Origin of the sequence: Mariprofundus aestuarium (assembly GCF_002795805.1) — a bacterium.
GTDB lineage: Bacteria > Pseudomonadota > Zetaproteobacteria > Mariprofundales > Mariprofundaceae > Mariprofundus > Mariprofundus aestuarium.
The window spans coordinates 1-15923 of sequence record NZ_CP018799.1 but is presented as its reverse complement, the minus strand read 5'-3'; the positions used below and the strand labels follow the sequence as shown (position 1 = coordinate 15923).

Here is a 15923-nt window from a genome sequence, read left to right as displayed (position 1 = left end):
CTCTATGTAATGTACGCGCCAGCGACAACAGCTTCACCTCTGCTTTCAGCGGCCTGCAAGCTCTGGCGGCAAAGTTCAGCGTTGAACCTGTCGTCAGAATATCGTCAACAATCCAGACCGTTCTCTTATCCGGGATGCGCTCGTGATAGTCGTCGCAGAGTGCAAAAGCCCCACGCAGGTTTTTTCGCCGGACCAACCCGGAAAGTGCCGACTGGCGCGGCTGCTCACCGACCCTGTGCGACAGTTGCCAATCCCAGTTGCAGTTGACTCCGTCCGCCAGCCAGCGGCAGGTCAGCAGCGTGGTGACGACCACTTTTGCGCATACGTGCCAGCGGCATAGGCACCGGAATCAACAGGTCATCCTTGCCGATCAGTTCTGAGGCATGGGGCATGGCGGACTCCAGAAGCCAGCGTACGCCCCCATCCATGCCCTGCAGTTTCCAGTTCAGGATCGCATCTCGAACCGGGCCACGATAGGCATAGATGCTTCGGGTCTCTGTCTGTGCGGGTGGGCGGTTAAGGCAAATGCCGCATGGCCCCGGTACCATCGCCTCAGGTAGCTCAGCTCCGTAACTGTGGCAGACTGAGCGTGGCCAGATGGTGATCTTTTCAAAGCATGACGAACAACAGCTGTTGCCTGCCAGCGTCTCAAGCGGTTGCTGGCAAAATAGACAGGCCGGGGGAAACAGGAGGCTTCGCACCCCGTTAACCAGATTAAAGGCTTTGGTTGACAGTCCCTTCATGCCTACCAGCATGCCGGACATGCCCGATTCGCGCAATTGGTTTCCTGAAACCCCCGAGACTCGCCGCAGGCGCTTTACCGCCTCGCGACGTCAGGGCGTGTATATCCATCTTAATGGTAAGAGGCTGATCAACTTCGCCAGCAACGATTATCTTGGGCTCAGCTTTCATCCGGATGTCTGCATGGTTGCTAGAGGTGCGCTCGATGACGCGGTCGGCAGTGGGGCATCACGCCTGGTTTCAGGGGATGATCCCGTGCTGCACCGGCTTGAGGAGAAGCTTGCGAGCTGGAAAGGCTATGAGGCGTGCCTTATCGCCGGTTCCGGTATGCTGGCCAATATCGGGCTGCTGCAGGCGCTGGCCGATCGCCACACGCATGTTTTTTCCGACAAACTAAACCACGCTTCGCTGGTGGATGGGGTGCGCCTTTCCGGTGGGCAATCGCACCGCTATGCCCACCTGAGCAACCAACAGCTTGAATTGCAGCTGAACAAACATCCCGCAGCCAGGCGCATCATCGTCTCAGACGGTATCTTCAGCATGGACGGGGATAGTGCCGATGCTGCCGGCCTGCTCAAACTTGCCGAAGCATACGATACACTGCTGGTGATTGATGATGCCCACGGCACAGGCTGCATGGGTCCGGAAGGTAAAGGCATCACAGGTGGTGATACGATCTCCGGCCATGCTCGCCTGATCGAGGTCGGCACCTTCGGCAAGGCGTTTGGCTCATACGGCGCATTTATTCTCGGAACCCGTGAATTGATTGAGGGGTTGAGGCAGCGACAGCGCACCGTGATCTACTCTACCGCACTGCCCGTTGCCATGGTTGCTGCGGCAGAAACTGCACTTGAACTGATCCAGTCTGGCGAGCAGCGGCAGCAGTTGAAGCGAAATCTTAAGCTGTTCAAACAGTTGACAGCAGGGCTTGGATTCATGGTTTCTGACAGCCCTATTCAGCCTCTGGTAGTTGGCAGTGATGAGAAAGCCCTGCAGATGGCCACCGCCCTGCGTGACGCCGCTTTCTTCGTGCCTGCGATCAGGCCTCCGACTGTGCCCGAAGGTACAGCGCGCCTGCGTTTTACCCTCAGCGCAGGCCACAGCGAGGAAATGATTGAGAAACTATCGACCTGCCTGCGAGCACTGCTGTGAACAGACCTGTCGTTTTCCTGCATGGCTGGGCGCAATCCCGCCAAATCTGGTGCAATCAGCTTGAAACCTTCGCTGATGCCCTGTTCCTTAACCTTCCGGGTCATGGCGGCGCAGCAGACTTCCCTGCCGATGCGTGGGTTGAAACCATTGTGGAGCAGCTGCCTGACAAACCCTGCCACCTGGTCGGCTGGTCTCTGGGCGGCATGCTGGCCATGCAGATTGCAGCAGCTTTTCCGGAACGTATTGCCTCGCTTGCCCTTGTTTCCACTACACCCCGTTTCAGAATTGGTGAAAACTGGCCGTTTGGCAGCAGCAGTGAGGTGTTTAACGGTTTCAGGATGGCTGTTGAATCCGCTTCACCCAAGGCGCTGAACCGCTTCTTTGCCCTGATGCTGCACGGTGACGAACTCAACCGCAGCGACTACAACCGGCTGGCTAAAGCAGCAGTAGATCGGGAGAAGAGGGTAAGTGAGGCAGGATTGAAGGGTGGGCTTGAACTGCTGGAGCAACTCGACCTGCGTGAGCTGGTCAAAGCCATCAAACAGCCGACACTGGTCATCCATGGTGAGGGTGATGCAATCGTGCCTGTTGAGGCGGGCCAGTGGCTGGCCGATATGATCCCGAACAGCCAACAGCAACTATTTAATACCTGCGGTCATGCACCGTTCCTCACTCAGGAAGACAAATTTAACAAAACAGTTCAAACATGGTGGTTGAAACAGTGAAAAACAGTCATATACATGCCGGCCAGGTCAAACGCGCATTCTCCTCAGCCTCTGACAGTTATGATGAACACGCCGTACTGCAACGCGAGATCGGCGATCGCCTGATCGGACACCTCAACTTCACCAGGATCGATCCGAAACGCATCCTCGATATCGGTTGTGGCACCGGTTATTTCACCCGCCTGTTGCGTGGAAAGTTCAAAAAGGCCGATATCACGGCCTTCGACCTCTCTGAATCAATGGTTGCAACAACCCGCAAGGCTCATTCTCGCCGCCTGCCGTGGCACGGGCGTCACCATCATGCCTCCGGCAATGCGGCTTCCCTGCCGTTCAAGTCCGGCTCATTCGATCTGGTCACTTCCAACCTTGCCATGCAGTGGGTTCCTGAACCTGAATTGATGCTGGCCGAGATGCGTCGGGTACTGGCACCGGGCGGGCTGATTCTCTTCTCCACCTTTGGTCGTCGCACACTCTCCGAACTGCGCCAGTCACTGGCTGAGATCGATCCGGGCAATGCCGGCCATGTACTGCCGTTCCCCGATGTGATGAGTCTGGGTGATGCGATCATGAAACTTGCCGTTGAAACACCGGTTACTGATGCCGATCTCTTCACGCTCACCTATCCCGATACCATCTCCCTGGTACGCGAACTCAAGGGTTTGGGCGCTTCCGCCGCAGCAATCCGTGGTCGCAAGAGCGGTCTCTATGGACGCGCCCTGATCAGAAAACTGGAGAAACAGTACTCTGAGCGTTATCGCGATGAGAACGGACGCATTCGCGCCACCTTCGAAGCGCTCTATGCGCAGGCATGGTACAAAGAGGAGGGTTTCGAACATCGCGATGGCATCATCCCTATCAAGGTGGAAGGGGACATGAAAATCGATGGCATCTAAGGTTTTCGTAACAGCCACCGACACCGATGCCGGAAAAACCTGGGTGACGGCCTCGGTCATTCGGTCGCTGCTGAAAGAGGGGCGCAGTAGTGCCAAGGCATTGAAAGCGATCGCCTGCGGTCTGGATAAGGCGGGTAAAAACGAGGATATCGAAACCCTGCTTTCCGCCCAAAACCTGGACGATGCAGATCAGATCAGTCTCTTTCGCTACGCTCTTCCAGCAGCACCTTCACAGGCTGCCGCAGCAGAAGGTCAGGCTGTTGATACGGACAAACTGGTTAAATGGTGTGAAGCCCAATCAGATGATGTTGAAACCTGCCTGATCGAAGGCGTAGGCGGTCTGATGGTGCCGATCACCGACAGCTGGCTGCTTTCCGACTGGATCGAGGCCATGCCCGATGCTGAGGTGTGGCTTGTCGTAGGCTGCAAGCTCGGTGCCATCAACCAGACGTTATTAACACTGGAAAAACTCAAACAGATGGGTCGTTCACCGACTCGTATCTTCTTCAATGCCACAAAACCGGAACAGAACGACTGGGTTGCACCAACTCGAAAAGCGGTTGAACCTTTCCTGAATCAGGGTTGCACCATTGATTGCCTGAAGTACGGTGAAACAACGGGTTTAACTGCTTAAGTATTCCCTTCGGTTACCACACCTTTCCAGCCGAAGGCGAGAAGAAGGGCGAGCATCGGAGCACCGGAGCCGATCTTTCCTTCATCGAGCATCGTAAGCGCCTCTTCGCGCTTGACCCAGAAGAGGCGGATATCTTCCTGTTCATGATCGCAGCCACCGCCATCACTTACCGGGCTGTTTTTATCCACCAACCCAAGAAAAAGATCAATGCACTCCGAGCAACCGCCGGGTGTGGTGTAGTAACGGCCCAGGAAACGGGTTTCGTAAGGCAGGAAGCCTGCCTCCTCCTTTGACTCACGGATCACCGCCTCTTCAGCGCTCTCACCCTCATCAATGATGCCCGCGACAATCTCGATCAGCCACGGCTTGTCATCGCGTGCTACCGGTCCGATGCGAAACTGCTCCAACAACAGCACTTCATCTGCATCAGGATCGTAAAGCAGCATCGCTGCCGCATCTCCGCGCTCCATGTTTTCCCTTGTGATCGTAAGGGCGCCACCATCGAAGCGGTCGTGTTCGACGGTATATTTATCCATGGCAAAAAAGCCCTGATAGACCCGTTCTTTTTTCTTGATCTGATAATCCATGGCAGCATCTCCCCTTCAGAGTTCACGTATCATAACATGAGTTCCCACGCTTATAACGAATTCCGGAATAATGCCGCTTTGTCAGAGTATCCTTAACTGCTACAGTAAGCCCCATGAAGATTCTGGTGGTTGAAGACGAAGAGCGCGTTGCACACTTCATTCAGAAGGGACTGAAGGAAGAGGGGCACGCCGTAGATGTTTCCTACGACGGTGAGGACGGCGAATTTCTTGCCGAGGTGAACGATTACGACCTGATCATTCTCGATCTGATGCTGCCCAAGAAGAACGGTATTGTGGTCTGCCGCGAACTGCGCGCCAGTGGCGTGGCAACACCGGTACTGATGCTTACCGCCCGTGATTCGGTGGAAGACAAGGTTCGCGGCCTGGATGCAGGTGCCGATGATTACTTGCCTAAACCATTCGCTTTCGAGGAGCTTCTGGCCCGCGTACGTGCTCTGCTGCGCCGCCAGTCAGATAGCAAATCTCCAGTTCTTAAACTTGCTGATCTGGAGCTTGATCCGATCAGTCGTCGCGTTTCCCGTCGTGGCAAAGCAATCCGCCTGACCACCAAAGAGTATGCGCTGCTAGAGTACCTGATGCGCAACCAGGATAAGGTTCTTTCGCGTACCCTGATCGGTGAGCATGTCTGGGACATGAACTTCGATCCGGAGAGCAATGTTATTGATGTGTATGTCAGTCACCTGCGTGCCAAGATCGACAAAGGTTATGAGCCGGCACTGCTGCACACCCTGCGCGGCCAGGGTTACCTGCTCAGCGACGACTCACCACCCGTTTAACGGGAGCTTCTCCTGACCCTTAACCCTCTGGCTTTTATCAACTGGATTCGCTCCAACCTGTTCCGCACATTTCGCGGCAGGCTTGCGCTGCTCTATATTGGACTTGAACTCGGCATTCTTATCTTTGCCGCTGCCGTACTTTATACCGCACTCGCCAACCGCGTTTACTACGAGGTGGATGAGCAGTTGATCAGTCAGGCCACCTCTCTCTCCAATGAGCTGGAGAGTTCGCCATTCTATTTCTGGTCAGGCCACCTGGGCAGCTTTGCCAACCACTATCCCGGTGCCATCCAGCTGGTTGGAGCCAATGGACTCATCCTCTTCCGCTCTGACCGTTCGTTGATCGACAAGGGTGGCAACGATGTCAGTCGCGCCCTTGGCCAGGCATTTCGAAACGGAATCCCCTCCTTCGCCTCAACCGAATCACTGCTGAACAAGGGTAATATCCGCGTTATCGCCTTCCCTATTCATCGTGATGGCCGTGTCGTTGCCACCCTGATGCTGGGCCACAGCACCAGCGATATCCGCTCTGTTTTCAACCTGCTCTATATTCTGGGCGGTATCCTAGGCGTATTCTCTATCGTCATCAGTGCGGTTGCCGGTTACTACATGGCCAAGCGTGCGCTTGAACCGATTCAAGAGATCACATCGACCGCGCGAGGCGTGGCAGCAGGCGACCTCTCCCGCCGCCTGAAGTCCAAATCGCAGGATAAAGAGATTCGCGTGCTGGTACGCGTGTTAAACAAGATGTTTACTGATCTCGAAGAAAGCTTTCAGGGCCAGAAACGCTTTACCGCCGATGCCTCGCATGAATTGCGCCTGCCGCTGACCATACTCAAGGGTGAAATCGAAGTGGCGCTGCGCCACCCACGTTCTGAAGAGGAGTATCAGCAAATACTTCGCCAGCAGCTTGGCACCATCGACCGCATCCAGCGCATCGTAAATGACCTGCTAACCCTTGCCCGCTCCGATGCCGGCCAGCTTGAGCTGGTGCAGGCTCCGGTCGACCTTTCACTGCTACTGCAGGAGATCGGCCAGCAGCACCTGATCCTGTTTGATAGTCAGAATGTTACCCTCGAAATGGATATCGAGGATGACATGGAGGTCACGGGTGAGGCTGACCAGCTGGAGCGCACGATGATGAACCTGCTTTCCAACGCCTTTAAGCACGCGCCAGAGCATTCAACCATCCACTTGAGTGCCAGAACACGGAATGGCTCTGCGATCATCGCTGTGCGCGATGAAGGGCCGGGCATTGCCAAAGAGCAGCAGGGCCACCTGTTCGACCGTTTCTTCCGCGCTGATGATGCACGCTGCCGTAAAGAGGGCGAGGGTGCTGGCCTTGGTCTGGCTATCTGCAAACGCATTGTTGAAGCCCATGCTGGCAAGATCAAGGTAGAGAGCAAACCGGGTGAAGGAGCGACCTTCATCATCCGACTGCCACTGGCCGGTGCCGATCCCAGCCACCTCAAACGACTCGACAATATCCTGATAGACCCTGAGAACGGAAAATCATGACTTACTTGAATGACTGATTCCGACGGTGATCTCAACCGGAAGCAGGCGTTCAGGTCCAATTTGTTTATTTAGACCAGATGATACGGCGGCCTTCGATGGTAAAACCCTCTTCAACCATACGTTTCAGGGTTGCCGGATAGAGCTTGTGCTCCTCGATCTGGATGCGGGCATGCAGGGAGTCGCGGGTGTCGTCATCAAGTACAGGGACTACCGACTGGGCAAGGATTGAACCACCATCAAGCACCTCATCGACGAGGTGAACCGTGCAGCCTGAGACCTTAACACCATAAGCAAGCGCATCCTCTACAGCTCTGGCGCCGGCAAAGGCGGGCAGGATTGAAGGGTGAATATTGATGATGCGGCCGCGAAAACGGCGCACGAATGATGAGGATAGGATGCGCATGTATCCAGCCAGAACGATCCACTGGCAGCCGTACCTGTCCAGAAGATCTGCACATTCTGCATCGTACTGCTCACGACCCTCATAATCTTTCGGGTTCACATGAATCACATGGGGTACGCCTGTAGCACGAGCAATATCGAGTGCTGCAGCATCACCTCTGTCACAGATCACCAGCTGCACATCGACAGGACAGTCGCCCGCCGCAACGGCATCGAGAATCACCTTCAGGTTTGAGCCACGGCCAGAGGCCATCACTGCAATAGATTTGGAACTCATGAGCGTGAGATCAGCCGATCAGCGTGACCGGTTCGCCATCGCGTTTATGAACTGAACCAATGCGGTAGGTGGTTTCACCAGCTTCCTTCAGTACGGCCTCGGCCTTCTCCGCTTCGGACTCAGATAGAATCACCGCAAAACCGATACCCATGTTGAAGGTGCGGTAGCGCTCATCACGTTCCACATCTGCAAAGTTAAGCAGGTATTCAAATGCAGGCGGCACAGGCCATGAACCGACATCAATGGTGACTGCCAGATCATCGGTCAGCAGGCGCTCGAAATTATCGAACATGCCGCCGCCGGTAATGTGAGAGAAGCCATGGATCTCGGTATCGGACTTCATCAAAGCATTCACAGAAGGAACATAGAGGCGGGTTGGGGAGAGAACGCCTTCTACAGCCTTGCGGCCATCAGAAAGCAGGTCGTTATTCAGATCAGCACCACCAAGCTCTAGCAGCTTGCGCACCATGGAGAAACCATTGGAGTGCGGGCCATTGGAGGCCACACCGATAATGATGTCGCCGGCGGTGATTTTGCTGCCATCCACCATCTTCGGTCGATCCACCACACCAACGCAGAAGCCGCCGATATCGTAGTGGCCCGGTGCATACATGCCAGGCATCTCGGCTGTTTCGCCACCCACCAGTGAGCAGTCACAGGTGCGGCATGCATCGGCAATACCTTCAACCACACCAGCCAGTGTTTCACCGGCAAGTTTTCCAGTAGCCAGATAATCGAGGAAGAAGAGCGGGGTAGCGCCCAATGCAGCCAGGTCATTGACACACATGGCTACTGCATCAATACCGGCAACATGCGGCCTGTCATACTCCTGCAGCAGCAACAGCTTGGTACCAACGCCGTCTGTGCCCGATACCAGTACCGGCTCTTCCATATTTGAAAAATCCGGTTTGAACAGGCCACCAAAACCACCAAGTCCGGACAGTACTTCCGGACGCATGGTGCTGTTCACCGCTTTTTTGATGCGGCCAACAAAGGCGTTTCCGGCATCAATATCCACACCGCAATCGGCATAGCTTAGTTTACTCTTGTCTGTAGCACTCACTTTCAGCTTCCCTTAAACGTCCAGATTTTTCACTTTCAGCGCATTGTCCTGAATAAATTTACGGCGCGGTTCAACTGCATCCCCCATCAATGTGGAGAAGGTTTCATCAGCATTGACAACATCTTCCAGTGTTACCTTCTTGAAGATGCGGTTGGCCGGATCCATCGTGGTCTCCCAGAGCTGCTCAGGATCCATCTCGCCCAGTCCTTTATAGCGCTGGATATTCAATCCCTTGCGTCCCTCTGACTCAATGGTTGCTGCCAGTTCATCGAAATGATTGATAGCCCAGTTTTTGTCACCGTGTGTAAGGTGTGCGCCTTCATCAGCCAAATTCTGCAACGATTCACACAGCTTCTGCGCCTCGGCAAACTCGGCAGTTCCGATCAGATCCTTATCAAGCCTTGAGATCATCAAACGGCCATGATCGCGACGCTGGAACTGTACCCAGAAGCTCCCGTCCTCGGCATCTTCCATAATCTTCCATGAGAGAATCTCATCAATGCGGGAGGCCTGCTTAAATGCAAAGTCCAGTGCATCCATACGCTCTTCCAGAAGTTCGCGATTACGCATCATCTTCACTGTAGTCTGACCGGTTTCGATCAGGAACTTAAGCACCTTGGCGTCGATACGCTGCGATAACCGATTCTGCAAACGCTGCAGACGGTTAATGCTGCGAATTGATGTCTGCAGACGCTCTCCACTCATGACCTTGGCCTTGCTACTGTTAAAGTACTCTTTGCCCTCAGAGCCATGCTCAAGTAGGAATTCGAACAGCTCATCATCATTGGCAATATAACGTGCCTTCTTACCGCGTGTAACACGGTAAAGTGGCGGCTGCGCAATATAGAGGTAACCGCGCTCAATCACTTCAGGCATCTGACGATAGAAGAAAGTGAGAAGCAGGGTCAGAATGTGCGCACCATCCACGTCCGCATCGGTCATGATGACAACCTTATGGTAACGCAGCTTGGAGATATCAAAATCATCCTTACCGATACCGGTACCGAGTGCGGTGATCATGGTGCCGATCTCCTGAGAAGAGAGCATCTTATCAAAACGAGCCTTCTCTACATTCAGGATTTTACCTTTAAGTGGCAGGATCGCCTGCGCCTTACGGTCACGGCCCTGTTTGGCAGATCCACCTGCGGAATCTCCCTCCACCAGGTAGAGTTCGGAGAGTGCCGGATCCTTCTCCTGGCAATCGGCCAGCTTACCCGGCAGGGATGAGATATCGAGCGCGCCTTTACGGCGGGTCAGGTCACGGGCCTTGCGTGCTGCATCGCGTGCAGTTGCCGCCTCTGTCACCTTGCCAACAATACGCTTGGCCTCTTTCGGATTCTCTTCGAACCACTCAGCAAGTTTATCATTCACAACACTCTCAACAATCGGCTTCACTTCCGATGAGACCAGTTTATCTTTGGTCTGGGATGAGAACTTCGGATCGGGAACCTTCACTGAGAGCACAGCGGTCAAACCTTCGCGGCAATCTTCACCTGTCAGGCTTACCTTAAGCTTTTTAGCCAAACCACTGGCGGTTGCATAGTTGTTGATGGTGCGGGTCAATGCACCGCGCAGACCGGCCAGATGGGAGCCACCATCACGCTGCGGAATATTATTGGTAAAACAGAAGACATGCTCCTGATAGGAGTCGGTCCACTGCATGGAGAGTTCGACGGTTACATCATCCTTCTCAATACACATGCTCACGCAGTCGCTATGCAGCGGGGTACGGGTGCGGTTGAGATGTTTCACAAAGGCTGAAATGCCGCCCTCATACTCAAATACCACCTTGTTATCGGTGCGCTCATCGATCACCTCGATATGCACGCCACTGTTGAGGAATGAGAGTTCACGCAGACGGGTTGAGAGAATATCAAACGACATATTGCGATGTGAGAAGGTTTCTAGGCTTGGCAGGAAACGTACTTCTGTACCCGTTCCTTTGGCATCACCGATCACCTTCAACGGTGCTACAGGTACACCCATCTCATATTTCTGATAGTGCACATGGCCATTACGGCGAACCACCAACTCCAGTGTTTCAGAGAGTGCATTCACAACCGAGATACCCACGCCGTGCAGACCACCGGAAACCTTGTAGGAGTTACTGTCGAATTTACCACCGGCATGCAGCACAGTCATAATCACTTCAGCAGCAGAAACCTGTTCTTCCTCATGCATGGCAACCGGAATGCCACGTCCATTATCGCGTACAGTTACCGAATCGTCGGAGTGAATGATGACTTCAATTTTATTACAGTGACCAGCCAGTGCTTCATCGATGGAGTTATCCACTGCCTCGAACACCATATGATGCAGGCCGGTACCATCATCGGTATCACCGATATACATACCCGGGCGTTTACGCACCGCATCAAGTCCTTTAAGGACCTTAATACTGTCCGCACCATATTCTTCCTGTTCTTGAGAAGCAGTCATGCAGCTTCCTCCATTACTTCTGTTGTATCATCATCAAGCATCGAAACCATCGAGCTGGTAGCACTGTCACACAATCCATGCGCATCCAACAGCTGAATTCTAATATTCAGATCCGATGCGATGTTGACTCCCTCTGGTGCAGTCATCAATACCTGTGCCGAACTGTTTTGCAGCCGCTTAAGAAGTCGCAGTTGACGTGTACGATCCAGAGCTTCCAGACAATCATCCAGCAATAAAACCGGAATCAATTTACGATATCGGGTCCAGAGTCCGCATTCTGCCATCTTTATAGCGATGGCCGCCAGTTTTTGCTGACCGCGTGAGCCTGCACTGCGGATTTCACGCTTCTGGAAGTGGATATTAACCAAATCACAGTGCGGACCGAAGCGCAACCCTGTGCGAAGGTCGTCACTGCGCTTCTCTTTCAACCTTGATAACCAGGCTTGTTGATCGTAATCGGGCATTGTGACAGAGATCGTTAAAGGATGCTCGGTGAGAGCCACCTCTTCAACCAGGTACAGGTTCATCTCTGCGACCATCTTCTCTCTGGCCAGTACAATCGGCTTGCCATACTGAACGATCTGATGTTCCCAGACATCAAGCTCTTCCGATGAAGCCCTGCGCCTTAACAAACGCGACCGCTGCATGACAGCCCGCAGATAACGTTCATAGTGAATAGCCATATTCTGGAAACAGGTGATAACCAGTCCATCGAGCCACCGCCTGCGCTCACCGGGTGCACCATCGATAATTTTTCTTCCCTGCGGTGCATCCACCAGAACAGGGAAACTTTCACTGACATCCTTACGACGCTGGACGTCACGCCCCTGCAGGCGAAGCGTCGTTTGGCCGCGACGACCTGCAACAGACAAGTTCATAGGCCCATAACGATGCCATTGTCCGTGGATAAAAAAGCGTTCGGCATCCCTTTTTACCAGGAATGGATCACGGGCCTGACGAAATGAGCGGCCATGAGCCATCAGGTAAACAGCTTCAAGAAGTGTTGTTTTCCCACTGCCATTGGCACCGATGATCAGGTTGAGTCCTTCCGAGCAGTTCCAGGTAATCTCTTCGTGGCAGCGTAGGTGCCTTACCTTAACCTCGCGTATAGAAAGGGGCGTTGCAGACAACTCTCGCTTAAATCCTCATCGGCATAATGACATAGCGCGATCCATCTGCATCTTCACCACGTACAAGTACTGGTGATAACTCATCTTTAAGCTCGATATAAACCGCTGCAGAGCGGATTGCTCCCAGCGTATCCCTGAGATAACGACCATTAAAGCCGATAGCGACCTCCTGACCGTTGTATTCTGCTGCGATATGTTCTTCTGCTTCTTCCTGTTCGGTATTGTGCGCAGAAATATCGATCCCGCTCTCTTTGAAGGTGAGTCGTACATCGTGAGTAAATTCATTGGCTACAATCATACTGCGACGCAGTACCTGATCGAATTCACCTCTGGCAATAACCACCTGCGATGGGTTATTGGCAGGAATCACATCCTGATAAACAGGGAAACGGGCATCAATCAGTTTTGAGGTGAGAATATTGGAATCAGCCACCAGGCGTATCTGACGCTCGCCCAGAAACAGTTCAATCTGCCCCTGGCACTCATCACACAGCTTTTTGATCTCCATCACAGCCTTTCTCGGGACAATGCATTTCACCGCCTCTGTTGCCTGCTGCAGACGAACCTCGGAAAGGGCTAACCTGTGACCATCGGTGGTTACCAGCCTGAGCATATGCTCAACATCTACCTCAAACAGGCTACCGGTCAGGTACTTTCGGGTTTCATCACTGGACATGGCGAAAGAAGTGGCTGAAACCATATCTGAAAGCGTTGAGCCTGAGAGTGTGATGGAGCTTCCGCCCTGTTCTTCTGTCAGGGCTGGATACTCACCTGCAGCCAGGCAGGCAAGACGAAAACGGGAACGACCACTACGAATAGATACGAATGTTTCACCAGTTTCCAGCGTTACATCCTGATCAGGATCCAACTCCTTGATAATATCGAATAGTTTTTTTGCAGAGACTGTAATCGACCCTGCAGAAGAAACGGTGGCAGGTGCTTGAGAGCGAATGCCAACTTCAAGGTCTGTAGCTGTAATGTGCAATGTATCGTTTTCTGCCTGAAGCAGAATATTAGCAAGAATTGGGATGGTATGGCGCTTCTCAACAATACTCTGACAACGCTGCACTGCCTGCAACAAAGATGCTCTGGACAATGTAATGTTCATATCTACTACCTAATCCCCTTTATATTTATAAAAACTCATAGTCATCATAGGTGCTGTGAGTATTGTGTATAAACCCCGATTATCCTCTATTCACTTTGTTATTCATCCCCTCAAAGCTGTGTGTTAATTCAGGAGAGAGTGTGAACAGGGTGTGGATAAAAAACCATGGACAGTCGAATGTTACCGGTCAATCACTTTATACTCAAATGATCCACAGGCTCTGAGGGGATAAACTCACATCTTCTTAGACAAAAGAGAAGTGTTGTTTTATTGCACTGTGAAAAACATCCAAGCATGAGAGTTAGCGTATCAAATTTATTTGTATTCACTACTGGCATCGTTCCATTTTAAAGATGATGAATAAGTCTTATATATAATAATTAAGAGTTACATTGGTTAATGCAGTTTTTGTTTTGAGGATGGTTACAATTGAAAAGATATTTGTTGGAGAGGGGCTATCCAAGCTGATTTGAAGGTTGCATGTCTCACATACTACTTAATACCCTTTTATATATATAAGAGTTCATAGTCATCATAGGTGCTGTGAGTATTGTGTATAAACCATGATTACTCACTGTTCACTTGAATTTATCTCCTCTGTGAACTGTGTGCGGATTCAGGAGAGGGTGTGAGCTAGATGTGGATAAGTATCCAAGGTCAGTAAAATATTGCAGTGAAATAACTTTATACTCAAACCATCCACAGGCTCTGAGGGGATAGACTCACATCTTCTTAGGTGAAAATATTTTCAGCTTGTAAGGCGTAGTCATTCGTTCGGAAATAAATTTAATAACAGTGTGTTAAATGATTATTATGGAGAGGGGTGCGAGTAAACCCTGTGGTGATGGTTGTATTAGTGGTGGCAACCCTCTCTGAAGCCTCGTTAAGGGAGTGGTGTAAATAATTAATACCACCCTGCACCTGAAGGTGTGCGGTAGCCGGTGATGTAGATAAGGTGTTAAAGGATATAAAAAAGGGGGACTCCTAAAAAAGAGCCTCCCTGCGACTACTGTTTGAGCAGGGCCATGATTCGATCCATCTCTTCATCAAAATCATCCGAATCTTTACGCTTGGCATCAATCTTACGTACGGCATAGAGGACTGTCGTATGGTCCTTACCACCGAAGCGGCTACCAATCTCCGGCAAGGAGAGGGAGGTCAGTTCTTTTGTGGCGTACATCGCGATCTGTCGCGGGAATGCAATCGTTCTACTGCGTTTGCTTGAAGACATTTCACGTATGTTGATATTGAAGTAGGAGGCCACCTTCTTCTGGATATCCTCTACAGAAATCGCGCGAACCTCTTCATGTAAAAGATCGCGCAGTACATGACGAGCAAAAGCGATATCGATTGTACGACCAGTCAGTGTGGAGTGCGCGGTCAGGCGGGTCAGGGCACCTTCAAGTTCACGAACGTTATTGGTGATGCGTGAAGCCAGCAGATGAGCGACATCCTTATCAAGCTGGATACCAGCCAATTCCGCTTTACTGGATAGAATCGCCAGACGGGTCTCAAGATCGGGTGGCTGGATATCGGCGACCAAGCCCCAGTTAAAGCGGGAGCGCAATCTCTCCATGAGATTGGTCAGATCGCGAGGGCTTCGATCAGAGGTGAGGATAATCTGTTTTTTGACCTCATAAAGTGCATTGAAGGTATGAAAGAACTCCTCCTGCGTTCGGTCCTTACCAGCAATAAACTGGATATCATCGATAATCAGCACATCAACCTTGCGATACTGATTACGGAATGCATCGGTTGAACCGTTACGAATAGCCTGGATCAGCTCATTGGTGAAGCGTTCCCCGGTGCGGTAGGCAATGCGGGTATTATTTTTACTAAGGAGCTCATTGGCAACTGCATTGATCAGGTGTGTTTTACCTAATCCGACACCACCATAGAGGTAAAGCGGGTTGTAGCTCTCGCCTGGTTTATCAGCCACAGCCCTGCTGGCTGCATGGCAAAACTCATTACCCGAACCGACGACAAAATTTTCAAAGGTGAAACGTGGATCGATATATCCATCCACATTGGATTCTGTTTTTACAACTTCACTCTTTGGCTGACTGGTTTCTTCAGCAGCAGCGAGGTTGGTATCCACATCATAGATAATGGTTGTCTCTTTTCCCAGCAGGGAAGCCGTCAGCTCAGTCATGCGTTTGCCGTAGCTTGCTTTCAGTCCATCAAGGAAAAAACGGTTGGGTACCTTAATGGTTAAGCCATTGTCATCGCAATGCGCAGTTAACGGACGAATCCATGCATCAAAGCGCGATGCCGGGATCTCATCCATCAGCGCATCCTTGATTTTATCCCAGTAAGATTCCGTTTCGGTTGTTGTCATTGTCAGAATAGTACATGCTTGCCCGGCTTCATCCAGCCCATAGATGATTCGCGATGATTCCTTGACACCATTGCGGTGGTATTTATCATGCGCGACCCTTTTTAAGCGACTGCTTATCA

At 52.0% G+C, this 15923-nt stretch carries 14 protein-coding genes; 6 read left to right on the top strand and 8 right to left on the bottom strand.

Going from position 1 to position 15923, the window contains the following annotated elements; all coding sequences use genetic code 11:
- Positions 1–224: 224 nt before the first annotated feature.
- Positions 225–779: a ComF family protein gene (locus Ga0123461_RS12505; protein WP_232710241.1), complete on the bottom strand. Its 555-nt coding sequence runs from the start codon at positions 777–779 to the stop codon at positions 225–227.
- Between Ga0123461_RS12505 and Ga0123461_RS00065 the strand changes: the two genes are divergently transcribed.
- Genes Ga0123461_RS00065 through bioD form a run of 4 tightly spaced genes read left to right on the top strand, consistent with a single transcriptional unit; the run spans position 763 to position 4145 of the window.
- A complete protein-coding gene (locus Ga0123461_RS00065) occupies positions 763–1893 on the top strand; it encodes an aminotransferase class I/II-fold pyridoxal phosphate-dependent enzyme (protein ID WP_100276474.1) in 1131 nt (376 codons plus the stop codon). The genes Ga0123461_RS12505 and Ga0123461_RS00065 overlap by 17 nt on opposite strands.
- Positions 1890–2618: an alpha/beta fold hydrolase gene (locus tag Ga0123461_RS00060; RefSeq protein WP_100276473.1), complete on the top strand. Its 729-nt coding sequence runs from the start codon at positions 1890–1892 to the stop codon at positions 2616–2618. The genes Ga0123461_RS00065 and Ga0123461_RS00060 overlap by 4 nt, the downstream gene beginning before the upstream one ends.
- Complete coding sequence (bioC, locus tag Ga0123461_RS00055) at positions 2600–3511, top strand: malonyl-ACP O-methyltransferase BioC (RefSeq protein WP_232710239.1); 912 nt, start codon at positions 2600–2602, stop codon at positions 3509–3511. The genes Ga0123461_RS00060 and bioC overlap by 19 nt, the downstream gene beginning before the upstream one ends.
- On the top strand, positions 3501–4145 hold the full coding sequence (gene bioD / locus Ga0123461_RS00050; protein ID WP_100276472.1) for a dethiobiotin synthase: 645 nt from the start codon (positions 3501–3503) through the stop codon (positions 4143–4145). Before bioC ends, bioD begins: the two co-directional genes overlap by 11 nt.
- Here bioD and Ga0123461_RS00045 read toward each other — a convergent pair.
- Positions 4142–4732 carry an NUDIX domain-containing protein gene (locus Ga0123461_RS00045; RefSeq protein ID WP_100276471.1) on the bottom strand — a complete coding sequence of 197 codons (591 nt, stop codon included), beginning with the start codon at positions 4730–4732 and terminating at the stop codon, positions 4142–4144. The genes bioD and Ga0123461_RS00045 overlap by 4 nt on opposite strands.
- Before the next feature lie 113 nt (positions 4733–4845).
- Between Ga0123461_RS00045 and Ga0123461_RS00040 the strand changes: the two genes are divergently transcribed.
- Together Ga0123461_RS00040 and Ga0123461_RS00035 are read left to right on the top strand one after the other, a co-directional pair.
- Positions 4846–5529, top strand: a complete 684-nt coding sequence (locus Ga0123461_RS00040; protein ID WP_100276470.1) for a heavy metal response regulator transcription factor — start codon at positions 4846–4848, stop codon at positions 5527–5529.
- 174 nt (positions 5530–5703) lie between these two features.
- Positions 5704–7047, top strand: a complete 1344-nt coding sequence (locus Ga0123461_RS00035; protein WP_232710237.1) for a sensor histidine kinase — start codon at positions 5704–5706, stop codon at positions 7045–7047.
- A gap of 64 nt (positions 7048–7111) precedes the next feature.
- Here the strand turns inward: Ga0123461_RS00035 and purN are convergent, their stop codons facing one another.
- The 6 genes from purN to dnaA all read right to left on the bottom strand — a co-directional run bounded on the left by purN (position 7112) and on the right by dnaA (position 15804).
- Positions 7112–7726 (bottom strand): phosphoribosylglycinamide formyltransferase, encoded by a 615-nt coding sequence (purN, locus tag Ga0123461_RS00030; protein ID WP_232710235.1) that lies wholly within the window; start codon positions 7724–7726, stop codon positions 7112–7114.
- 10 nt (positions 7727–7736) lie between these two features.
- Complete coding sequence (gene purM / locus Ga0123461_RS00025; RefSeq protein ID WP_100276468.1) at positions 7737–8789, bottom strand: phosphoribosylformylglycinamidine cyclo-ligase; 1053 nt, start codon at positions 8787–8789, stop codon at positions 7737–7739.
- Positions 8790–8801: 12 nt separating this feature from the next.
- The gene (gene gyrB / locus Ga0123461_RS00020; RefSeq protein ID WP_100276467.1) at positions 8802–11228 is read right to left on the bottom strand and encodes a DNA topoisomerase (ATP-hydrolyzing) subunit B; all 2427 of its coding nucleotides are present in this window, start codon (positions 11226–11228) and stop codon (positions 8802–8804) included.
- Positions 11225–12358, bottom strand: coding sequence for a DNA replication/repair protein RecF (gene recF / locus Ga0123461_RS00015; RefSeq protein ID WP_100276466.1), 1134 nt, complete (start codon positions 12356–12358; stop codon positions 11225–11227). Before recF ends, gyrB begins: the two co-directional genes overlap by 4 nt.
- A 7-nt stretch (positions 12359–12365) precedes the next feature.
- Positions 12366–13466 carry a DNA polymerase III subunit beta gene (gene dnaN / locus Ga0123461_RS00010; protein WP_100276465.1) on the bottom strand — a complete coding sequence of 367 codons (1101 nt, stop codon included), beginning with the start codon at positions 13464–13466 and terminating at the stop codon, positions 12366–12368.
- A gap of 1006 nt (positions 13467–14472) precedes the next feature.
- Complete coding sequence (gene dnaA / locus Ga0123461_RS00005; protein ID WP_100278595.1) at positions 14473–15804, bottom strand: chromosomal replication initiator protein DnaA; 1332 nt, start codon at positions 15802–15804, stop codon at positions 14473–14475.
- Between the last annotated feature and the right edge of the window lie 119 nt (positions 15805–15923).